The following is a 22,328-nucleotide window of genomic DNA, read 5'->3' as shown; positions in this document are numbered from 1 at the left end:
ACGGCCGCCTTGGCAAACAGGTGGGTGCAGTAGCGAGACTAGCACGCGTCACGCGCAGTGTCGAGCCATGCCTGCCGCAGATAACGTTTCCGCAACAAGGCCGATTCAGCGACCCATGCGGTGCCGGCGCAAGCCGAAATCATGGCCCACCACCAGCAAGGTGCTGGCCACCAGGCTCGATAGCCCCACGATCAGCTGGATCAGCTTATCGTCAGGCAATATCCACAAGGACGAAACGGGCGTCTCGCAGCCCGTGGCGGCGCTGATCAGGGGAGTCACCCACGCCGCGTCCGGCGTCACGTCGAGCACGACGGCGCCGTCGGCGCTCGTCTGCATATAGATGTCGCCCCCTTCGGCCAGGGTAAAGCAGATGCCCACGCCCGTTTCCGTGGCGCGGATATTGTCCTGCATGCTGCGATTATGTTCCTCGATCCACACTTCCACGTCATATGGCGTTTCCAGGTGCTCCCACGGACGGGGGCGGAAACGGGGACGTTCGTCCGCGCTGGCGGGGGAATCCGGGATATCGGGAATGTTGCTGTCTGCTGCGCCTTGCATGCTCGTTGACCTTTTCTGCGGTGATGTACTGCGGTGATGTGCTGCCGTGATGCAGGGGAGCGTTTGCCCGCCAGCCGCCATTATCCCTCGTTCGCGGCAAGCATGGTAATTCCACGCCACATCCATCAGAAAAACTGATAGCCATCAACTTTTAGCATCAGCATGGCTGACTTAAAATACGCGCCATCTCTTCTTTACAGGTTTTACATGCAAGGCATCAAACGCAAAATCGTCTACGTCACCGCCTTTGAAATCATCGGCATGGCCATTTCCACGGCCTGGCTGACCCTCCTTTCAGGCGAGTCGCCCACCAGCACGGGCCCGCTGGCCATCATGATCACCACCATCGCCGTGATCTGGAACCTGCTCTACAACACGGCGTTCGAATACTGGGAAATCCGGCAAGTATCGCGCACGCGCACCGTCTGGCGCCGCATCCTGCATGCGATCGGCTTCCAGATCACGCTTGTCATCTATCTGATCCCGCTGATCGCCTGGTGGCTCGACATCAGCCTGTGGCAAGCGTTCGTGCTGGACTTCGCGCTGATGCTGATCATCCCGTGCTACAGCTTCATCTTCAATTACTTCTTCGACGGCCTGTTCGGCGTGCCCCTGTCGGCACAGCAGCCGAAGGAAGAGCCCAATGATGCTCAGGCCGCTTCGCTGAGCAACTGAAGAAAGGACCGCGCCGCCATGCCCAGCGGCCGGTCCTTCATCCACACGAGGTGGATGGGCACGACCAGGCCATTGCCCGTATTCTTGAACGCCACGCAGCGTACCCGCCCTGCCGCCAGCGAGTCCTTGATGGCCGAGGCGGCGAAGTTGCCCCAGCCCAGTCCCGCCTCCACCATCGCCAGCGCCATCGGCAAACTGTCGGTGCGCCAGTAGGACAGCCCCACCACGGGGCGCGCATCGGCCAGGTCGAGTTCGCGGCTGGCCACGATAATCTGGCGCAAATTCACCAATTCCTCGATATACAGGGGCCGGCCCGCCACGTCGGGTGGATGCTGGGTAGAAATAATCGCCAGCAAGGCATCGCTGCCCACCAGCTGGAACTGTTCCTCGTGGTTGATGCGCCCGCCGGCAAAGGCCATGCACGCGCTGATGCGGCCCCGGTGCAGCATGTCGAGCACATCGTCCTGCGGCGCCGTCAGCACTTCGATGTCGAGCAGCGGATGGCGCTGCGACAGCGCGCGCACGGCGGCGAGAAAAGGCGCATGGTCGAGTTCGGCCGCGATACCGAGCGAAATGCGGCTTTCCAGTCCCTGCGACAATTCCTGCACATGCAGGTGCAACTGCTTCAGCTGCTCGGCGATCAGGCGCGCGTGGGGCAGCAGCGCCATCGCGGCCGGCGTGGGCACGGCTTCGCGCGCGCCCCGGTCGAACAGGGCGATACCCAGTTCCGCCTCGATGTTGGCCATCGCCATGCTGACGGCCGACGGCGCCCGGCGCAAGGCGCGCGCGGCGGCCGAGAACGAGCCGCCGTCGACGACGGCCAGGAACAGTTCGATGTTATGGCTGGAGAGTTTCATGGAAGAGAGCGCGGCACTTTTGCGTGCGCCAGAGGTCAAAAGCCAGGCCAGGCAAGAAAGGAGCAGCCATGCCGCATCGACTTCCCTACCGCCGCAGCGGTTACGTATCGGACTTTACCCGTTTCATCGACGGCTTTCTGCAGGCGCACCCTGAGGTGCGGGCCAGCCAGCGCCTGGGCTGGCGCATTTTCTGGGAGCGCCCCGTGAACTTCGACGAATGGCGGCGCGCCGGCACCGATAGTGTGCCGGAGCCGCCGTATCACTACGACTGATCAAACAAACGCCTGACAAAACCGTAGCGAGCGACAGTGATTTGTGGTCGAGACGCGCAGCCGTACCAAGGTACGGCGAGCATCACAGGCCGCAAAGCGCGCCGCGCAGTGGGTTTGGTCAGGTGTTTAGCCTTTCCAGACGCGCTGCAATCCCGTATCCGCATGGATCCAGCCACCACGGGGGCCGGAGCGGTAATAGAAGCCCACGCCGCCCTGCTTGAAGCTGCGCACGAGCGAACCGAGCACTTCCGCGTTCAGATTCGCCACGCGGATATCGGCGGCGCGGCCCGAGATGTGCAGCGACTGGCGCGCGGCCGGCACGCCCGCTTCGCGCAGCTTGCCGTTCGATTCGGCCGTGCGGTAGCCCGACAGGATTTCCAGCGGCTGCTCGATGCCGTAGCGGGCCACGAACGCTTGCGTGCCCCACAGGGTTTCCAGCAGTTTCGGGTCGATGGGCGCCGTCTTCTTGCCGTTCACGTCGCGCAGCAAGTGGCACAGTTCCTGGTAGGCCGAATCGATGACTTCGCCATCTTTCCAGTACAGCAGTTTCGCCTTTTCATTGCTGGCCGGGCGCACCACTTCCAGGGTGCGGGGCTTGAGCCAGAATTCCAGGTCCAGTGCCTGCGCATCGAAGATGTCGGGTGGCGGCTCCATCTCCGTGATCGCCTGGCGCGACTGCGAGGTGATCGAGCGGTCGACGCTGGCCAGTTGCGTCGGCTGGGGCGGCACGCCCGTGCGCGGCGCACGCGGCTTGGCGCTGGCCGAAGCCGAGGCGGGAGCGGCCGTGCGCGAGGCGCAGCCGATGAGTGGGGTGGCTACCAGGCCCAGCGCGGCCAGGCCCATACCGTGATGTAGAAAATTTCTGCGCGATGCCATAGTCAGTCCAATGTAACGATGGGAATACTATAGCGTATTGTGCTACGAAGAAAAACCCTCAATGCCTATCGTGCCGCCCTCATTTCAGGATTCGGCATCCTACACGGCGGCCGCACTGGCCGCGACGTCGCGGTTTGCCAGCGCCAGCGCCGTCAACGGTTTATCCAATAAATAGCCCTGGGCCACGATGGGCAAGCCCGTGACGGCGGCGACGCGCTGCAGCGCGGCCAGCGCCGCCGGCGTGTCGAGGCGCTTGAAGATGACGCGTATCTTCGCCGCATGGCATACGGTGACGAAGCTGGCGACGGCTTGCTCGTCGCTGAGGTTGCCCGCGTCCAGCTTGAACGCATGCGGGTGCAAGCGCTCCAGCATGCCCGCGGCCTCGTGCACGCTGGCCACGTTGATAGCCAGACGGAAACCGTTGCGCCGGTAATTGTCGGCCACGTAGTTGAGCAGCCAGCCCTGGTTCGGCGTCACCGTCGGCAATTGCAGCACGATGCGCTCGATGGGCAAGCCCAGCGCGTCGAGGATGCGCTGGAAGGCGTGGCCATGGTTGCTGCTGACGGCGCTGAGCAGGCGGTCGTGCACGTTCAGGTAGAGGTCCGACTGCTCCGCTTCGCTCTGGCGGAAAAAATTAATGGCATGCAGCATACGGCACAGCCGGTCCAGTTCCACGGATTCGTCGTCGCTGGCCGCGTGGTCGAGCAAACGCCACAGCGACAAGCCCTCGTCCGCCTTCGACACGCTGCGTGCCAAGCCCTCGAACGCCACCAGCTTGCCGCTGTCGAGTTCGCGCAGCGGCTGGAAGGCGCTGGTCATGGTGCAATTGAAGAAGCGCCCCAGCGCCCTGCCTTCGCCGTCGAGCCAGACACTGGTGCCGGCCTGGGTTTGATGCGACAGACGGGCCAGGTAGTTCTTCAGGACGGGAAATGGCATACATGCTCCTTCATCGGACTGCGCCGTCGTCCCGCATGGGGAGGACGGCGCCAAAGTGTGCAGAGTAAGGCCGCGCCAACCAAAGGAGAACGAATGGTTTCGCCATTTGATATGCGCGCAGCAAATATGGACGACACAACGGACGGCGCATATCGATAGTCGGAAACATTCGTTCCAGCGCCCTGCCCTGGCCTTTACTGTGGGCGTGTACCGATACCACCAGGAAGGGCCGCCATGTGCCAGTTACTCGCAATGAACAGCAGCAAGCCGGCCGCGCTGGGATTTTCCTTTGCCGGCTTTGCCGAGCGGGGCGGCCGCACGGACGAGCACCGCGACGGCTGGGGCATTGCCTATCATTCCGGTAGCGGCTGCACCTTGCTGACCGATCACCTGGCGGCGATCGATTCGCCGCTGGCCACCCAGGTGCAGCAACATCCCGTGAAGGCGAAAAACATCGTCGCGCACATCCGCAAGGCCACGCAGGGCCGCATCGCGCCGGAAAACACGCACCCGTTCGCCCGCGAACTGTGGGGCAAGACCTGGTCCTTCGCCCACAATGGCGACCTCAAAACATGGCGCGCGCCCGCCAATGCGCACTACCAGGCCAGCGGCGACACGGACAGCGAACAGGCGTTCTGCCACCTGCTGGCCCGCTTGCGCGCGCAGTTTCACGCCGGTGAGCCCGCGCGCGCCGTCCTGCGCGCCGCCATCGCCGAGGTCGCCAAGGACATCGCCGCGCACGGCACCTTCAATTTCATCCTGTCGGACGGCGAACTGCTGTTTGCCCACTGTTCCACGCATCTGCACTATGTGATCCGCGAATACCCGTTCTCCGTGGCGCAACTGATCGACTGCGAGCGCAGCATCGATTTTCGCCAGCACAACCATCTGGACGACCGCATCGCCGTCATCGCCACGCATCCATTGACGCAGAACGAGGACTGGCTGGCGTTCGCGCCCGGCGAACTGAAACTGTTTGCCGGCGGCACCTTGCTGCCCGCAAACGATGCAGCGCCGCAAGGCGTGTATGTCCAGATCAGTTACTGAAGGGAAACTAAAGGGAAAGATTCAAAGGGAGGGAAGGCCCGCCGCCGGATGGGCGGGCTGAAGTGCTGGCGGGCCGTCAGGCCGAATTGCAGTTGCAGAAGCGCTTGCGCTTGGGGTCGCCGCTGGCGATGCCTGCGGGGTCAATCTGTTTCCAGCAAAAAATCGTTTCCACGCCATACGGCGAACGTACATTGCCCGCCTCGATGTAGCCCTGCTTGACGAAAAAGGCCTGGCTGCTGGCCGTGCTGTGCAGTTGCAGGGCCTTGATGCCCCACTCGCGCGCCTGCGCTTCCAGCTGCTCCACCAGCGCCTTGCCGGCGCCGCGGCCCTGTGCCTCGGGCAGCAGATAGCACAGGGCCAGCTTGCCGGCGCGCGTCAGCAAGCCGACGCCGACGACGGCGCCCTGATCGACTGCGACCAGCGAGAAATTGGTGGGCGACGCAAACCAGCACGCCACCATCTGCGGTGTTTTATTGCCCAGCCAGGCTTCCAGAATGGCCGGATCGTCCCGATGATCGAGGCTGCAGCATTCGACGATGGAACGTCGTAATACGTTGCACGCCTCGAAAGCGTCGGTCGATGTTGCAATACGAATTTCAAGACTCATGTACGCTCACAAAATATTCCAGTTGCCGATGCAGACGGTTTTACCCCTGTATCGTGCGATTCGACTATACACCAAGCGGCGCAATCGGGTTTTTTGCCGCACGCCACGCGCTGGTTTTGCCTATGGCGCCATGCCTGCAGACTAAGTGCTGATGCGCGCCTTGCCCACGAATGTTTCCAAAAATCGATATCTGTTTTTTAGCGCAAACGGGAATCGTATCTAAGCATATTACGAAAAATTCGTTTCTTTTCCGGCCGGAATTTTAGACTATGTCTGTCTATTCTCACAACAAGAGTTCAACATGACCCATTCCAACGCCGTATCGACTGCCGCAGCGACACTCACCCAACGCTCGCGCCGCTGGTTCCTGGCCAGCGCCCTGGCCGCTTCCGCTGCCGCCATGAGCCTGCCCATGAGCGTGTCCGCCGCCGAACCCGTGGTCTTGCTGAACGCCTCGTACGACGTGATGCGCGAACTGTTCAAGGATGTGAATCCCGCGTTTATTGCTGATTGGAAAGCCAAAACGGGCGAAACCATCACCATCAAGCAGTCGCACGGCGGTTCGAGCAAGCAGGCGCGCTCCGTGGCCGACGGCCTGGAAGCGTCCGTCGTGACCATGAACCAGGCCAATGACATCGATATCCTCGTCGACCGCGGCCTCGTGGTGGCCGACTGGGCCAAGAAATTCCCGAACAATGCGGCGCCGTTCTATTCCACCATGGTATATCTGGTGCGCAAAGGCAACCCGAAACATATCAAGGATTGGGACGATCTGGCCAAGCCCGGCATCAAGGTCATCGTGCCGAACCCGAAAACCTCGGGCAACGGCCGCTACACCTACCTGGCAGCCTGGGGCTATGCCGTGAAAAAAGGCGGCAGCGAAGCGCAGGCGCGCGACCTGGTGGCCAAGCTGTTCAAGAACGTGCCCGTGCTCGACGGCGGCGGCCGCGGCGCCACCACCACCTTCACGCAGCGCGAAATCGGCGACGTGCTGGTGACGTTTGAAAATGAAGTACAACTGGTGCGCGCCGAATTCGGCGACAACTTCGAAGTAGTGTATCCAAGCATCTCCATCCTGGCCGAGTCGCCGGTGGCCGTCGTCGACAAGGTCGTCGACCGCCGCGGCATCCGCAAGGAAGCCACGGCCTACCTGCAATACCTGTACTCGGAACCGGGCCAGGAACTGGTCGCCAAGCACTATCTGCGCCCCCGTTCGCCAGCGGTAGCAAAGAAATACGCAGCCAGCTTCAAACCGATCACCCTGTTCACCATCGATGAGGTGTTTGGCGGCTGGAAACAGGCACAAAAGAAACACTTTGACGACGGCGGCGAATTCGACAAGATTTATCAGAAGTAATCTGATCTGCATCAACGAGAAACCGGGACTTGTCCCGGTTTTTTCATGTCCGCAGCTGTTTGCGCATATCGATATGCGCATCGATTCGTGGTCAAAAGCGTGCGCGCGCCGTACTCTGGCCATGTCGCGCCGCACGGCGTATTACGGGCATAAAGGAAATATCATGGCTATCTCGGAAGTGAATGTACGCAACCAGTTTCGCGGCAAGATCAAGGAAATCATCTTTGGCCCCGTGGTATCCGAAGTGGACGTGGAAACACCGCACGGCATCGTCACCTCGGTGATCACCTCGCGCTCGATCAAGGACCTGGACCTGAAAGTGGGCAGCGAAGTCATTGCGCTGGTCAAATCGACGGAAGTGTCGATCGCCAAGATCCAGTAAGCGTTGCCCCCCTTTCACGCCGCGCCCTTGCCGTCCGGCAGCGGCGCGTGCGTCAGGGCTGGATATACGCATGGCCTTGCTGCCACTGCAAGCGGCTCAGCTCGGCCACGCCCGAGGGCACGATGACGGCTTCGGGCAGCACGCGCTGGCGGTCGATATTGCGTCCTTGCAAGGTGTTATTGCAGACGCGAAAGCTCACGCCGCGCTGGGCCAGTTCGCGTACCGGCACCTGCATGCGCCCCGGCGTCGATGCTACGGTACCAGGCCGTATATTTTTTAGCACGATGCGTTCTCTGCAGTCCGCGATGCAAGCATGAACGCATGCCTACGGCGCCCCGCTTGCGGGGCCTAGCGCGGGGCAACGAAGCGCGAAGGAACAGGCATCAACGGCGAAGCTCACGGCGCCTTCCGGATCAGACTGCCAATATTGCTTAATTCATACGAAGTTTCCAAGATGAAATCAATAAGTGCGGAACAATTTTCACTACGGCAAGAATAGTCCCATTTATTTGCGAAATTGCCCGCAAAGCCGCTTGTCGCGGGCTTGTACCGTAGACATCGCTTGATCTTTAATGGTATTGTTTAAGCTTGGCAAATATTGCCTCCGAGATACACGCCGCGTCCCCGCGCGGCCCTGTTCCGGATTTGCGCGCAGCGCCCACGATGGCGCCCCAAAACTGCTTTCCCACATACAATCCCATGCTCAAAAAAATGTTCGCCGCGGTGCTGATGACGCTTTCGACAGCGGCCATCGCCGTGCCCTTCGGTTCCCAGTCGATACTGGTGGTCGAAGACGGCACAGGCAAAGTCTTGCTTGAAAAAAATTCCAACGTGGTGGTGCCGATCGCCTCGCTGACCAAACTCATGACAGCCATGGTCGTGCTCGACTCCAAGGCGAATATGCAGGAAGAGATCAGCATCGACCGCGAGGACGTCGACACCTTGAAACACAGCACTTCGCGCGTGCCCGTGGGGGCCACCCTGAGCCGCCACGACGTGCTGCAACTGGCGCTGATGTCGTCCGACAACCGCGCCGCCGCCTCGCTGGCGCGCACCTTCCCCGGCGGCCCGACGGCGTTTGCCGTGGCCGTCAACGCCAAGATCAAGGCCCTGGGCATGCGCCAGACCGTCATCGAGGAACCGACGGGCTTGTCGCCGAATAACCAGTCGACGGCCGCCGACCTCGTCAAGATGGCCGTGGCGGCCTCGCGCTACCCGGAAATCAGCCGCATCACCACCGATTCGAAGGACGTCATTCAGATCAAGGGCCGCGACGTGGAATACCACAACACGAACCGCCTGGTGGGCGCCAAGGGCTGGGATATCGGTCTGTCGAAGACGGGCTACACGAATGAAGCGGGCCGCTGCCTGATCATGCGCATCAAGTCGGCCGGCAAGTTCGCCACCATGATCCTGCTCAACGCGCGCGCCAATTCCGTGCGCGCCATGGACGCCGTCAACATCCGCCGCATGCTGGCGGCCGAGAACGGCATCGAAGAGCCGAAGGTGATGCGCGCTTCCGTCAGCCGGCACAAGAAGGCGCCGGCCAAGCCATCGAAGCGCCGCCGCGCCCGCTAAGCACGGCTGAATGCCGGGGTCAGACCCGACGGGTCTGACCCCATAACTATTTCCCCTGGCGGTTGGTCATCACCACGCCGGCAATCGTCACCGCGCCGCCCACCAGCATGGAGGCGAGCACCGGCTCGCCCAGCAGTCCCGCCGCCAGCACGATGCCGAACACGGGCACGAGGTTGTTGAACACGGCCGTGCGCGACGGGCCCAGCGCCTTCACCCCCTCGTAATACCAGACAAAGCCGATCACCGTGCCGAACACGCCCAGGTAGCCGATGGCGGCCCACACTTGCCAGCCGAAGCTGTGCCACGGCACGGTCGGGAATTCGACGGCCGCCCCGACCAGCAGGAAGGCCAGGCCCCACATCGACGCGTACGTGGTGGCGGCGATGGGCGAGAGGCCCTTCAGCGCGACCCGGCCGATCAGGGTATAGGCGGCCCAGCTGGAAATGCCGCAAAACATGAACACTTCGCCCATGCCGATACCGCCGCCCGTGCCGTGCAGCACGCCGGCCAGGTCGCCGCGCGTGATGACGATGGCCGTGCCGCAGAATGCCAGCATGATGCCCAGCCATTTGAACGATCCGAGCCGCTCGCGGAACAGCATGGCCGAGGCCAGCGCCGTGACGATGGGATTCAAGGCCACGAACAGGGCCGTGCGTCCGGCCGGCATGCGCGACAGGGCCGCCAGGAAGCACAGGTTGTATAAAAAGATGCCCGTCAGGCCCAGCGCCGCCGTCGTCATCAGCTGCTTGCGGTCCAGGCGCGGCAAGCCCCCTTCCAGTTTCCACGCCAGCACGACGAGCAGCAACACGGCCACGCCGAAGCGCCCGCTGGCGGCCGTCATGGGCGGCATCTGCTGCGCCAGCACGCGGCCCGCGATGAAGGTGCCGCCCCAGAACAGGGCGACGCAGATCAGTTTCAGATAGACGAGCGGCGATTGCGCGGCAGGCAAGGCGGCTGAAGGTACGGCGGAAGAAGACATGGGAGTTCCTGTAAAGCCGCTTGCGCGGCGGGTGGCGTACATGCTGTACACTTATATATTAATACTAATATCAACTCATGAAATAATGAGTAAATACTCATATAACAGGAAAACCACAGCATGACCTTCACGCAACTGGAAATCTTTACCCTGGTGGCCGAACTGCACGGTTTTTCCGCCGCCGCCGCGCAACTGGGCATCAGCCAGTCGGCCGTCTCGCATGCGTTAAAAGCGCTGGAAAAGGAAATGGGCGTGGACCTCATCGTGCGCCACCAGGCGTCGGCCGAGCTGACGGACGTGGGCCGCCAGCTGCTCGTGCGCGCGCGCGAAATCCTCGGTTTGTCGGAAGCGATGCGCCAGGAAGCGGCCGACGTGCTGGGCCAGCGCCAGGGCAGCCTGCGCATCGGCTCCTTCGGCCCTACTTCGTCCCTCAACCTGCTGCCGGCCATCACGGCGCAATTCCGCCTGCGCTATCCGGGCATCGCTCTGCGCATCGACGAAGGCGCCGACCATGAAGTGGTGCAGTGGATACGCGAACGCAGGGTCGACGTGGGCTTCGTCGTGCTGCCCGACGAGCGTTTCGACACGGCGCCGCTGGTGGAAGACCAGATGATGGCGCTGGTGCCGCGCAGCCACCCGCTGGCCAGCGAAACGGCCATCACCCTGGCGCAGCTGTGCGAAGGGCCGTTCATCATGTCCGAGGCGGGCTGCGCCTGCCTGATCGAGCCCCTGTTCGCCAACGCGGGGCTGCAGCCACATGTTCCCTACCGCATCAGCCAGGTGATCACCATCCTCGACATGGTCAGCCGCGGCGACGGCGTCTCCATCGTGGCCGAACTGGCCCTGCCGCAGCGGCTGCGCGAACAGTATCCGGAGCTGGTCGCCCTGCCCTTGAACCCGCCCGTCAGCCGCAAGGTGGGCCTGGCCGTGCGCGACCGGCGCCAGAACACGCCGGCCACCAACGCTTTTTTTGAAGTCGCAAAGCAGATGGCGCCGACCCTGGCGCCCCGGCGCGCCTGAACGCTGCTTAGAACGTTTCCCACTCGTCGCTGCGCTCGGGCTTGGCGGCGGCCTTCGCTACCGGGCGGCTGGCGATGCGCGGCGCGATGGGCGCGCGCGCCACGGGCCTGGCCGGCGGCTGCACGGCGACCGGCCCGTCATCGAGCTTGAACACGCCCACCACCTGCGCCAGGGTGCTGGCCTGGTCCTGCAGGCTTTCGGCCGCAGCCGCCGCCTCTTCCACCAGCGCCGCATTCTGCTGCGTCACCTGGTCCATCTGTGCAATCGCCTGGTTCACCTGTTCGATGCCCGAGCTTTGCTCGACGCTGGCGGCCGTGATCTCGCCCATGATGTCGGTGACGCGGCGCACGCTGTCGACGATTTCCTGCATCGTCGCCCCCGCCTCGTCGACCAGGCGCGCGCCCGAATCGACCTTGCCCACCGAATCGTCGATCAGCAGCTTGATTTCCTTCGCTGCGCCAGCGGAGCGTTGCGCCAGGCTGCGCACTTCCGTCGCCACCACGGCAAAGCCGCGTCCCTGCTCGCCCGCGCGCGCCGCTTCGACTGCCGCATTCAGGGCCAGGATATTCGTCTGGAAGGCGATGCCGTCGATGACGCTGATGATGTCGACGATCTTCTTCGACGAGTCATTGATCGAGGCCATGGTGTCGACCACCTGCGCCACCACCTGCCCGCCCTTGCTGGCCACGCCGGACGCCGATTGCGCCATCTGGTTGGCCTGGCGCGCATTGTCCGCGTTCTGTTTCACGGTACTGGTCAACTCTTCCATCGAGGCGGCCGTTTCCTCCAGCGAGCTCGCCTGCTGTTCCGTGCGCGACGACAGGTCCTGGTTGCCGGCGGCGATTTCCGACGACGATACCTTGACCGATTCGCTGGCCGTGCGGATCTTCACCAGAACGACGGCGATCTTGTCGATGAAGCGGTTGAAGGCGCCCGCGATCTGCGCCAGTTCATCCACGCCGGAAGCGTCGAGGCGGCGCGTCAAATCGCCCTCGCCCGAGGCGATGTCGTCGAGCGCGTCACGCACCAGTTCCAGGCGCTTGAGCATTTTGAACACCAGCAGCGACAGCAGCAGCGCCGCCAGCCCGGTCAGCAGCGCGGCCGTGACGGTGGCCGTCGTCAGCATCGTCTGCAAGGCTTGCATGGCTTCCTGCTGGTCGAGCACCACGGCCAGCAGCCAGTCGGTGCCCGCCACGCGCGTCACGTACAGCTTGCCGTCGCGCTCATTGAGGCGCACGGCCTCGCTCGCGCGCGAGCTTTCCAGGCGGTTGACCTGTGCGGCCGACAGCGCCGCATCGAGTTTCGTCACCGGCTGCAGGCTCAGTTCCTTGTCCGCGTGGGCGATGATGGTGCCGCTCTGGTCGACGAGGAAGGCAAAGCTGTGCGGCGTCGGCTTGATCGCCACCACGTTGGCAATCACCGTATCGAGCAGCACGTCCGCGCCCGCCACGCCCAGCAGCGCCTCTTTCGGCCCGACGGGCGCCGTGAACGACACCACCAGCTTGTGGCTGGCCGCGTCCACGTACGGCGGCGTGAGCATCGGCACGCCCGCCTTGACGGTGTCCGTGTACCAGGCGCGCGCCGTCGGATCGAAATCGGCCGGGCGGCCCGGATGGGTAAACACGGAACGCTTGTCCGCGTAGCCGATGAACACTTCCGCAAAATCGCCGGCCTTTTCCGCGATCTGGAAGGCGCGCAGCGGATCGGGCGTCTCGGCCGACATGACGACGGAGGCCATGACTTTCTTCTTGCCATCGACCCATTGCGCCAGCACGGCGGACTGGCTTTGCAGCAGCTGCTGCATCTGCTGGTCCGACGACGCCAGCATGCTGCTGCGCGTGGTGACGTAATTGGCGACCGACAAGGCCAGCATGGACAGGACGACGATGGCCACGCAAATGAGCACCAGGCGCGTGCGAAGGGAAGACAACATGATGGACTCCTCGTTTCGATTTGATTGGCGTGAAACAGTGCTTTTGCACTACTTCACCTACGCAAGCATTCTCACACAAAAAACGGAACAATTATCGTCAATATTCGGAATACAACACATATATTTCCGTAAGGAAATGCACCCCCTCCCATCAAGCCCTCAGCCGATCAACCCTCTCAGCCCGCTGGCGCGCTGCGTGCGGCGCAAAATCGCGTCGAACAGTACGGCCTGCGTGGGCGAGACCAGGGTAAAGAAGTCGCGCGCGCGCGTGATGCCCGTGTAGACCAGCTCGCGCGCCAGCATGGCGCCGCCTTCCTGCGGCAGCACCAGCACCGTGTGGCGAAATTCCGAGCCCTGCGACTTATGTACCGTCATGGCAAACGCCGTCTCCACGTGGCGCAAACGCGTGGCCAGCACGCTGCGCACATTATCCCCTTCCAGGAAGTACACGCGCAGGGAGCCGGGCCGCGCAGGGTCGCGCAGGGTCAGGCCGATATCGCCATTGAACACGCCCGTACCGTAATCGTTGCGCGTGACCATCACGGGCCGGCCCACATACCATTCGCTGCGGCGTATCAGCCCCTCCTTTTCCAGCCGCAGTTCGATGGCCGTGTTCAGGCCCGCCACGCCCCACTCGCCTTCGCGCACGGCGCACAGGATGCGGAACGCTTCAAAAGCATGCAGCACGGCGCGCACCCAGTCGTCATGCTGCGCGTACGCGGCCTCGCCCGCGTTCACCAGCGCCAGGTAAGGCTGATAGCCGCCCTGCGCGTCCACCCGCCCGCGCAAGGCCAGGCGCAGCACGTCTTCCTGCTGCGCCGGCACGCTCCACGCCAGCTGGCCGCCGCTGTCGGCGGCGAAGCACGCCCTGGCCAGGTCGGGCCTGCCGGCATTCACGGCCAGCGCCAGCTCGCCGATCGGGCCGCTGAAGCGGTGGCTGTGGCGCAGCATCACCGTCTGCTGCGCCAGCGCGCCGGCGTTACCGGCAAACTGCGCGGGAATGGCCACGCCGCTGGCCGCCTGCGCATAGGCGATGGTGGCGTCCGTGTAGCCGCCCGCCTGCGCATCGTGGCACAAGTCGCCCAGCACGGCGCCCGCTTCCACGGACGCCAACTGGTCCTTGTCGCCGAGCAGGATCAATATCGCCGTGGGCGGCAAGGCGTCGAGCACGGACGCCATCATCTCCAGGTGCACCATCGACGCTTCATCGACGATCAGCACGTCGACGTCGAGCGGATTGCCCGCGTGGTGGGCAAAGGCGCGCGTATCGGGCCGCGCGCCCAGCAAGCTATGCAGGGTGCGCGCCGCGCCCATGCGCCGCGCCAGTTCCAGCAGAGGCAGCGCGTCGCCGGCCTTCGCCGCCAGCCCTTCGAGCGCCTTGTCGATCGACTGTTTTAATCGCGCGGCCGCCTTGCCCGTGGGCGCGGCCAGCGCGATGCGCAGCTGCTCCGGCTGCGGCGAGACGGCAAACAGCAACGTCAGCAAACTGGCCACCGTGTACGTCTTGCCCGTGCCCGGGCCGCCCGTGATGATGGCCACCTTGCCGCGCAAGGCGACGGCGCACGCCACCTTTTGCCAGTCCGGGCCACCGTCCTGCGTGGGCTGGTCGAACAGGATGTCAAGCCATTGCCGCACCTGCGCCAGCGGCGGCTCGCTCAAGTCCTGCGCGCGGAGGGCGATTTTCTCGCCCACCAGGGTTTCGTCGCGCCAGTAGCGGCGCAGGTACAAACGGTCGCCGTCGAGCACCAGCGGCTGTTTCACATCGGGCGCCCCCACCTGCCACACCTGCGGCGCGCCGGCCAGCAGCGCGCGCCAGCCGGCGGCGCTGTCCGGCAGCGGGCCGGCAACGGCCAGCACGTCATGCCACAGCTCCTCGCTCCAGCCCAGCAGCTGCGACGGTTCGCTGGCCAGGTCCGCCAGCATCAAACAGCTGTGGCCCCGCCCTTCCAGTTCGGACAGGACCACACAGGCCACGGCCACGGCGGGCGCATGCGGCACCTGCCCGTCCAGACTGGCGATGAAGCGGGCAAAGGCGGCGCTCAGGCGGCGCAGATGGCCCGCCTCCGCGACGCCGTCGACATGGGTAAACAAAGCGTCCATCTGCGCGTTATGCTGCATGGTGTTCCGTTTCTTCTAACAGTTGATCGAGGCCGTCCAGCAGCTCCAGCTGCGGCGCCAGCCAGTAGCAGCCATGCGTGTCCGCATTCGCTATGCCGCGCAGGAACAGGAAGATGGCGCCGCCCAGGTGTTCTGCCGGGTCGTAGGCGTCGCCAAGCCGGCTTTTCAGCAGCCGGTGCAGGGCCAGCATGTAGATGGCGCCCTGGATATCGTAGCGGTGCTGCGCCATGCCGGCCGCCAGCGCCTGCGTGTGGTAGGCGGCGTCGTTGGCGCCGAGCGCGTTCGACTTGTAGTCGAGCACCCAGTAGCGCCCCTCCCGTTCGATGACCAGATCGGCAAAGCCTTTCAGCATGCCGTGCAGCTGGCGCCGCGGCAGCGCGGGACGCGGCGCGCCGTCGAGCAGCAAGCGCGTGCACAGTTTATCCAGCGCTTCGGTGGACAAATGCTCGCTGGGGAACCAGAACTCCATCTCGGACAGGGTGCTGTCCAGCTGCGACAGCGAGGCATCGAGCAGCGGCAGCGGCGTGACGGCGATTTCCCGGAGCCAGGCGATGGCGTCTTCCTGGCGGTGGCCCCAGCCCGCCCGTTCGCAGCGCGCGGCCAGGCGCGCATCGAAATTGGCATCGTGGACGCCGTCAAAGCCTTCGCCGCCCATCCACTCGAGCTGCTCATGCAGGAAATTGCCGGGCACGGAACCGCGCGGGAAGCGGTGCCACGGCGCGTCGCCCATTTGCGTCGGCGCGGCCACGGCCACGGCCGTGCCATCTTCCAGCAAGGTCTCTTCCAGCGCCCGCTGCGGCACGTGCGCTGCCGCCACGGCGCCGATCTGGCGCGTCAGCGACGTAAAGCTGCCCACCGACCAGTCACGCTCGAATTCGCCCACGAACACGGGTGCGGGCCGCAATTCGGGACGGCGCTCGATGCGGTCGAGCACCGTGCAGGCGTCGGGCTGCGCCAGGGAACTCACATAGATGGCGTCGCAGCTGCCCGCCACCTGTTGCCAGCGCAGCAGCAATTGTTCCGCCGGCAGCTTGTCGCCGCCCGTCAGCAGGTAGCCCAGCGCCGATTCGTGCAGGGTGTTCTCGCCCGCCTTGCGCGCCGCCTGGGCGGCCACGCCCAGCCACAGGAAGTGGCGCGCGCGCGTCAGGGCCACGTACAGCAGGCGCAAGTCTTCCTCGATGCGCGCCTCTTCCACAAACGCCATCGCTTCGTCGGACAAGGACAGGTCGAGGCGGCGTTCGCCATCGTCGCCCGCATAGTCGAAGAAGCTGCGGTTGCGTTTATCCACCTTGCGCGCCGTGACGGCGAACGGCAGATACACGAGCGGATATTCGAGGCCCTTGGATTTGTGCACGGTGATGACTTTCACCAGCTCCGCATCGCTTTCCAGGCGCAGCACGCGCTCGTCGCCGTTGTCGCCCTCGCCGGCGATCTGCTCGGCCAGCCAGCGTATCAGCGCCTGCTCGCCATCGAGCTGGCGGCTGGCCGATTGCAGCAGTTCGGCCAGGTGCAGCAGATTCGTCAGGCGCCGCTCGCCGCCCGTCTGCTGCAGCAGCATGGCGGGCAATTGCAGTTCGTGGATGAAGCGGCGCAGCATGGCCAGCACGCCCTGGCGCTGCCAGATCAGGTGCAGGGCCTTCAGCTGCTCGACCCGGCGTTCCCATTCCAGTTCATCGCTCGACAGACGCGCCAGCTCGCCCAGCGACAGGCCGATCGTGCGCGTGGCAAAGGCGGCGCGCGCCAGCCCCCCGTCGAGCGGGTTGGCCAGCGCGGCCAGCCAGCGCAGCACGTCTTGCGCCTCCTCGCTGTCGATGACGGAATCCTTGTCGGACAGGTAGACGCTGGCGACCCGGCGGCGCGCCAGCGCGCGGCGGATGGCCGCCGCTTCCTTGCGGTCGCGCACGAGCACGGCCACGTCGGCCGGCTGCAGGCGCGTAAAACCGTCGGGGCCAGCGAAACCGGCTTGCGCATCGCCCAGCATGGCGACGATGTGCTCCGCGCAGTGCTGCGCGAAATACTCGCGGTAGCCGTCGCCGCGCAATCCTTCATCGCTGGCGCAGGCGGCCAGCAGGGCCGGCAGGGGGCCGCCCGCGTTCACCAGGTACTCGTCGCGGCCCTTGGCGTCGACGGCCTCGAACGGCAGCGGATTCTCGCCGTTTTTGCGGTAGCGGAAGGCACCGGCCGGCACCTCGGCGCGCTCGGCGTGCAGGAACAGCTGGTTGACGGCCGCCACCAGGGGCGCCGTCGAGCGGTAGTTGGTGCCCAGCTGGTAGTGGCGCCCTGCCGTGGCGCGCCGCGCCGCCAGGTAGCTCTGGATGTCCGCGCCGCGAAAGCCGTAGATCGACTGTTTCGGGTCGCCGATCAGGAACAGGCCCAGCGCCGGATCGTTGTCGGCGATGCGGTACAGCAAATTGAAGATCTGGTACTGCGCGGGCGCCGTATCCTGGAATTCATCGACCATCGCCAGCGGGTACTGGTCGATGATGCGCTGGCGCAGGGCCGGACCATTCTCGCCGGCCAGCGCGTCGTGCAGGCGTTGCAGCATGTCGGCAAAGCCGAACTGGCGCGACTGGCGTTTTAACTGATCCATGCGCCGCGCGATGGCCGCCGCCGCATGCAGGTGCAGCTTGTGCGCCAGCGGCGTGATGGCCGCCAGGGCGATGCCCAGCGCCTCCGTATGCTGGAAGCACTCGGGCACCTGGGCCGTGAAACTCTTGGCAAACGCATCCTCGATGCCGAACGGCGTCAATCGTTCCCACCCCTTGGCCGTGATGGCGGGCAGCAGCAGGAGCGGATCCTGCGCCCAGCGGCGCAAGCCGTCGAACCACTTCGCCAGGTTCTCCGGTTTCATCTTGACACCGTTAAAACATTTGGGATTGATGGCGCGGTGGTCGTTGATCCAGGCGGCCATCAGGTCCACGCGCTCGACCCAACCCGCCTTCAGGGTGGCCAGCTGCGCGGCCAGCGCCCGCTGTTCGCGCGCGATCAGGGTGGACAACGGTTCTTCGTCCGCCATGCCCATGATGTCGGCGCGGCGCGCCAGCTCGCGCGCGCCCTTCTTCAGCGCTGCCACGTCGGGCCAGCATGCCAGCAGCACGTCGAGCGCCTGCGGCGGCAAGGGATAGACTTGCTGGCGCCAGTAATCGTGGGCCGCATCCTCGAACAGCGCTTGCTCGTCGCTGACCAGTTCTTCGTCGAACAGGCTGCCGCTGTCGAACGCGTGCTCGCGCAGCATGCGCTGGCACCAGGCGTCGATGGTGAAAATGGCCGCTTCATCCATCGTCTCGGCGGCCAGCATCAGCCGGTGCGCGGCCTTTTGCCGTTCGCTCTCGTCCGGACAGGACTCGAGCAGGGCGTCGAGAAACGGGTCGCCGCCGCCGGATTCAATGCCGGATTCGTGCCGAAAATAAGCGGCCGCCTCGATCAGGCGCTCGCGCACGCGGTTCGACAATTCACGCGTGGCGGCGCGCGTAAACGTCATTACCAAAATGTCGGCCGGCAGCAGCGGGCGGGTAAAGCGGCTGTCATCGTCGCCGTGGCCCAGCACGAGGCGCACGTACAGCGCGGCGATGGTCCAGGTCTTGCCGGTGCCGGCGGACGCCTCGATCAGGCGCGAGCCGTGCAGCGGAAACGCCAGGGGGTTGAGCAGATGGCTCGTCATGGTTCTTCTCCCGCGCCATCATCGGGCGCGCTGATCGGGTCAATCGTGATGTGTTGCTGCAGCCAGTCGGCCAGCGGGCCATACAGCTCGCGCGTGCAGTCCTGCCACGCTTCCTCGGCGGCCAGCGCGGAAAACTCGGGCCACAGGCGCGCCAGGCACAGTTCTTCGCGCTCGCCCGAGATGTCGAAGCCGCCGTCATACACGGCGCGCGGGTCGCCCTGCTGCACCAGCGCCAGGCCCGTCTTGCAGGCCGTGGGCAGCGGATGGTTCATGCCTTCGCGCCACAGCGCCAGCAGGGTCGCCAGCGCGTCGCGCGACGTGGCCGGATCGAGCGGCGCCATGCTGACGATGGCATCGCGCGCCACCAGATAGCCGGTGACGGGAAAGCCGAGGGCGGCGGCGGCCAGCTGGCGCAGCCACATCAGCATCAGCTTGTCGCCGCGCGCCTGGCCGCCCTTGTCCGTCACCTTCGAGGAAATCTGCATCAGCCAGGCCGTCTCCTGCCCGTTGCTGCACAATCTGTCGAGCCAGTCGTCGATCTGCACCTCGCCGTAGGGCAGGTTGATGGCGCGCTTGTCGGCCGCCAGCGGGAACGAGGCGCGCAAGGACAGCCACGCGCTGCGCACGGGCACGAGCGCCTCGACCAGCTGCGCCTGCACCTGCCGGCCGATCAGGCCGATGGGCAGCACGCCTTCGCGCGCCAGGCGTGCCGCGCGCGCCTCCAGGCTGGCGCGCACGTCGTCGATATCTTCCACGGCGCCGCCGTCGTCCAGCATGGTGTCTTCCAGCAGATAGCGCTCGAGCGCGTTCAGGCCGAACGGCTCCTCATCCTCGCCCAGCATCGCCGCGTCGGCGAAATACACGCTCAAGCGGCGGCGAAAGAAGTACTTGACGGGCTGGCGCAAGAAGCTGGCCAGCTCGCCCAGCTTCAGACGCGTGCCGGGATCGAGTTCGTAAGGGCCCAGCGGCAGCGCGGCGGCCTGCGCATCGGCATCGGTATGGACCACGCGCCATTCGCGCGCATAGGTCAGCAAGCCATTGGCCTCGAAATAGCGGCGGCTGAACGGCTGCAGCGCGTGCTCGGTGGTCAGCGATACCAGGTGCCGGTCCAGCGACCAGCCGGCGGCCAGGTAGTCGCGCAGCTGCGACACCAGCACGGACGGCGGCTGCTCGGAATTGTCGCGCACATTGCGCCCCACCCAGCTCACGTACAGTTTGTCGCGCGCGGCCAGCAAGGCTTCGAGCATCAGGTAGCGGTCGTCGTCGCGGCGCGAGCGGTCGCCCGGACGCGCCATGCCGGGCAGCGCCAGCAGGTCGAAATCGGCCTTCTGCGCGCGGCGCGGGAAATCGCCATCGTTCATGCCCAGCAGGCACACGACGCGAAACGGCACGGCGCGCATCGGCATCAGGGTACAGAAAGTCACGCCGCCGGAGACGAACTGGTGGTTCAGGGTCGGTTCGTCCAGCGCGCCCAGCCACGCCACGCGCAGCACGGACAGCGGCACCGCCTCGACAAAGCCCGCATGCCCGCAGGTTTCCAGCCAGCCCTGCAAGGCGCCCTCGAGCTGCGCCAGGGTCAGGCGGTCGCCCTCGTCGTCCGCATCGAAAAAGGCGGCCAGCAGCGCGCGCGCCTGCGCGCCCCACTCGGCGGGCGTGCGCGCGCCGGCCAGCACGGTGCGCCAGTGCAGCAACGCCTCGACCAGCTGCGCCAAAGACCCTGCCAGCGCCGCATCGAGGCCGCCCACTTCCGCATACGGCTCGATGCCGCCGAAGCTGGCGCCACTGCCGCTGGCATAGCCGAGCAGCATGCGCCGCACGCCGAAGATCCACGCATTCTGTTCCCCGGCCGCGCCCAGCCCCAGGCCGGCGCGGTGTTCCTGGTCCAGGCCCCAGCGTACGCCCGCCCCTTCGATCCAGGCGCCCAGCGTGGCCAGGTCGTCCGGCTGCAGGCCAAAACGTGCCGCCAGCGCCGGCACGTCGAGCAGGTCGCGCACTTCGCTCTGGCGGCAGCGCTGCTGCGGCAGCTGCAGCAGCCACTCGAGCGCGACGAGCAGCGGATTGACGCTGCGGTCCTTCACGTCGCCGATCTCGAACGGAATGAAACGCTCGTCGTTGCGCCGGTACTGGCCGAAAACGGCGTGGATGGCGGCCGTAAACGTGTCGATATCGGGCACCATCACGACCACGTCGCGCGGACGCAAGAGCGTCTCGGCGCTGTGCGCGAACATGGCCAGCAGCTGGTCGTGCAGCACTTCCACTTCGCGCTGCACGCTGTGCGCCACGTGAAATTCGATCGAGCGGTCGCCTGCCTCGGGCGGCACCTGCTCATGCTCGGCCAGCGGGCGCAGTTCGCGGATGGCCACCTGCACCTGCTGCAGCAGGGTTTCGCCCGTCTCCTCGCCGAACAGGTCGATGCGCAGGCTGTCGTCACGCCCTTCGGCTTGCGCGTGTTCGTCGAATTCGTCGAGCATGCGGATGAAATCGCGCCCTTGCCTGCCCCAGCTGGCCAGCAGCGGATGGCTGTGCGCATGCAATTCTTCCAGCGGAATGTGCGCCAGGTCGGTGCCGTTGCGCTGCCGCTGGCGCTTGTTTTCCGCGCGCAGCAAGTCGCGCCCGTCGATGATGTCGCCCCAGTAGAACTGGCATGGATTGGGCACGGCCAGCACCACCTGCGTGTGGCGCGCCAGCGCAGCGAGCGCCTGCAAGGTCTGGTACGGCAAGGCCGACACGCCGAACAGCACCACCCTGCGCGGCAGCTTGCCAAGCGGCGCATCGCCGGCGGCGATCGCCGCCAGGAAGGCCTCATGGATGTCGGCGCGGCCCGTATCGCGCTCCAAGGCCTCGACGTCCTGGCCCACGGCGCGCCACAACTGTGCCTGCCAGCGCTGGTCTTCCTTCAAGACGATGGCTTCCCCGCGCGCCGTGCGCAACTGGTCGCGCCCGGCCGCCCAGTCGGCCAGCCAGTCGGCGCGGTAGACCTGGTACTGGTCGAACAAGTCGGCCAGGCGCTCGGCCAGCTGCAGCCGGCGTTCGCAATCGCCATCGGCCAGGAAGTAGCGCAGCGGCGCAAACACCGGGTCGGCCAGCAGCGACGGCAACAGGCGCATCAAACGCCAGGTCAGCGGGGATTTATCGAAAGGCGACACGCGCGGGACGCGCTCGCGGCCCAGCATGCCCCGGTAGCTTTCCCACAGCAGGCGCGCCGGCAGCGCGATGCGCGTGGCGGCGCACACTTTCATCTCCTCGGCCAGGGCGATCTTCAGCCATTCGGCCACGCCGTTCGACTGCACCAGGAAGATATCCGTTTCCAGCGGCGCCAGCGGATGCTGGCGCAGCCACTGGAAGACGGCGGCGCGCAGCTGTTCCAGCTGGTTGCCATGCAGGATGAGGAGGCCGGGCGTGACGGGTGTATGCATGCTGATCCGATGGGTTGCCGCGTCTCCGGCCGGGTGACCGGAGACGTCAAACGCCT

18 protein-coding genes are annotated in these 22,328 nt (G+C 65.3%); 7 read left to right on the top strand and 11 right to left on the bottom strand.

Annotated elements, in window-relative coordinates; genetic code table 11:
• Positions 1-105 precede the first annotated feature (105 nt).
• Complete coding sequence (locus AC3RCG_RS12655) at positions 106-558, bottom strand: hypothetical protein (protein ID WP_070224840.1); 453 nt, start codon at positions 556-558, stop codon at positions 106-108.
• A 207-nt stretch (positions 559-765) separates the two neighbouring features.
• Here AC3RCG_RS12655 and AC3RCG_RS12650 point away from each other — a divergent pair, with 207 nt between their 5' ends.
• The gene (locus tag AC3RCG_RS12650; protein WP_070224839.1) at positions 766-1,233 is read left to right on the top strand and encodes a PACE efflux transporter; all 468 of its coding nucleotides are present in this window, start codon (positions 766-768) and stop codon (positions 1,231-1,233) included.
• On the opposite strand, the gene AC3RCG_RS12645 is transcribed toward AC3RCG_RS12650, so the two are convergent.
• The gene (locus tag AC3RCG_RS12645) at positions 1,209-2,090 is read right to left on the bottom strand and encodes a LysR family transcriptional regulator (RefSeq protein WP_070310684.1); all 882 of its coding nucleotides are present in this window, start codon (positions 2,088-2,090) and stop codon (positions 1,209-1,211) included. The genes AC3RCG_RS12650 and AC3RCG_RS12645 overlap by 25 nt on opposite strands.
• Before the next feature lie 68 nt (positions 2,091-2,158).
• Here AC3RCG_RS12645 and AC3RCG_RS12640 point away from each other — a divergent pair, with 68 nt between their 5' ends.
• On the top strand, positions 2,159-2,362 hold the full coding sequence (locus tag AC3RCG_RS12640) for a DUF3460 family protein (protein ID WP_070291263.1): 204 nt from the start codon (positions 2,159-2,161) through the stop codon (positions 2,360-2,362).
• Between the two features lie 126 nt (positions 2,363-2,488).
• Here the strand turns inward: AC3RCG_RS12640 and AC3RCG_RS12635 are convergent, their stop codons facing one another.
• Both AC3RCG_RS12635 and AC3RCG_RS12630 read right to left on the bottom strand, forming a co-directional pair.
• A complete protein-coding gene (locus AC3RCG_RS12635; RefSeq protein WP_373633025.1) occupies positions 2,489-3,238 on the bottom strand; it encodes a YcbK family protein in 750 nt (249 codons plus the stop codon).
• Positions 3,239-3,337: 99 nt separating this feature from the next.
• On the bottom strand, positions 3,338-4,174 hold the full coding sequence (locus AC3RCG_RS12630; RefSeq protein ID WP_492404762.1) for an EAL domain-containing protein: 837 nt from the start codon (positions 4,172-4,174) through the stop codon (positions 3,338-3,340).
• Positions 4,175-4,408: 234 nt separating this feature from the next.
• Here AC3RCG_RS12630 and AC3RCG_RS12625 point away from each other — a divergent pair, with 234 nt between their 5' ends.
• Entirely contained in the window at positions 4,409-5,221 is an 813-nt protein-coding gene (locus tag AC3RCG_RS12625) for a class II glutamine amidotransferase (protein ID WP_492404760.1), read from the top strand.
• 76 nt (positions 5,222-5,297) lie between these two features.
• On the opposite strand, the gene AC3RCG_RS12620 is transcribed toward AC3RCG_RS12625, so the two are convergent.
• On the bottom strand, positions 5,298-5,828 hold the full coding sequence (locus AC3RCG_RS12620) for a GNAT family N-acetyltransferase (protein WP_070224833.1): 531 nt from the start codon (positions 5,826-5,828) through the stop codon (positions 5,298-5,300).
• A 301-nt stretch (positions 5,829-6,129) separates the two neighbouring features.
• Between AC3RCG_RS12620 and AC3RCG_RS12615 the strand changes: the two genes are divergently transcribed.
• Positions 6,130-7,185 carry a sulfate ABC transporter substrate-binding protein gene (locus AC3RCG_RS12615; protein ID WP_139143118.1) on the top strand — a complete coding sequence of 352 codons (1,056 nt, stop codon included), beginning with the start codon at positions 6,130-6,132 and terminating at the stop codon, positions 7,183-7,185.
• A 163-nt stretch (positions 7,186-7,348) separates the two neighbouring features.
• Complete coding sequence (locus AC3RCG_RS12610) at positions 7,349-7,567, top strand: TOBE domain-containing protein (protein ID WP_034757699.1); 219 nt, start codon at positions 7,349-7,351, stop codon at positions 7,565-7,567.
• 52 nt (positions 7,568-7,619) lie between these two features.
• On the opposite strand, the gene AC3RCG_RS12605 is transcribed toward AC3RCG_RS12610, so the two are convergent.
• Complete coding sequence (locus AC3RCG_RS12605) at positions 7,620-7,850, bottom strand: DsrE family protein (RefSeq protein ID WP_492404757.1); 231 nt, start codon at positions 7,848-7,850, stop codon at positions 7,620-7,622.
• A gap of 416 nt (positions 7,851-8,266) precedes the next feature.
• On the opposite strand from AC3RCG_RS12605, the gene AC3RCG_RS12600 reads away from it, so the two are divergent.
• A complete protein-coding gene (locus AC3RCG_RS12600; RefSeq protein WP_034778183.1) occupies positions 8,267-9,145 on the top strand; it encodes a serine hydrolase in 879 nt (292 codons plus the stop codon).
• A gap of 46 nt (positions 9,146-9,191) precedes the next feature.
• Here AC3RCG_RS12600 and AC3RCG_RS12595 read toward each other — a convergent pair whose 3' ends face one another.
• Complete coding sequence (locus tag AC3RCG_RS12595) at positions 9,192-10,124, bottom strand: DMT family transporter (RefSeq protein WP_492404754.1); 933 nt, start codon at positions 10,122-10,124, stop codon at positions 9,192-9,194.
• 120 nt (positions 10,125-10,244) lie between these two features.
• Between AC3RCG_RS12595 and AC3RCG_RS12590 the strand changes: the two genes are divergently transcribed.
• On the top strand, positions 10,245-11,144 hold the full coding sequence (locus AC3RCG_RS12590; RefSeq protein ID WP_409026565.1) for a LysR family transcriptional regulator: 900 nt from the start codon (positions 10,245-10,247) through the stop codon (positions 11,142-11,144).
• 7 nt (positions 11,145-11,151) lie between these two features.
• Here AC3RCG_RS12590 and AC3RCG_RS12585 read toward each other — a convergent pair whose 3' ends face one another.
• The 4 genes from AC3RCG_RS12585 to recC form a co-directional block, all read right to left on the bottom strand.
• The gene (locus AC3RCG_RS12585) at positions 11,152-13,077 is read right to left on the bottom strand and encodes a methyl-accepting chemotaxis protein (RefSeq protein ID WP_492404752.1); all 1,926 of its coding nucleotides are present in this window, start codon (positions 13,075-13,077) and stop codon (positions 11,152-11,154) included.
• A 159-nt stretch (positions 13,078-13,236) separates the two neighbouring features.
• On the bottom strand, positions 13,237-15,195 hold the full coding sequence (recD, locus tag AC3RCG_RS12580; protein ID WP_492404750.1) for an exodeoxyribonuclease V subunit alpha: 1,959 nt from the start codon (positions 15,193-15,195) through the stop codon (positions 13,237-13,239).
• A complete protein-coding gene (gene recB, locus AC3RCG_RS12575) occupies positions 15,185-18,856 on the bottom strand; it encodes an exodeoxyribonuclease V subunit beta (RefSeq protein WP_492404748.1) in 3,672 nt (1,223 codons plus the stop codon). The genes recD and recB overlap by 11 nt, the downstream gene beginning before the upstream one ends.
• Positions 18,853-22,272: an exodeoxyribonuclease V subunit gamma gene (gene recC, locus AC3RCG_RS12570; RefSeq protein WP_492404746.1), complete on the bottom strand. Its 3,420-nt coding sequence runs from the start codon at positions 22,270-22,272 to the stop codon at positions 18,853-18,855. The genes recB and recC overlap by 4 nt, the downstream gene beginning before the upstream one ends.
• Positions 22,273-22,328 lie beyond the last annotated feature (56 nt).

The organism is Janthinobacterium sp. GW823-FHT01H08 (assembly GCF_058797855.1).
This window is presented reverse-complemented; position numbering and strand designations above follow the sequence as displayed.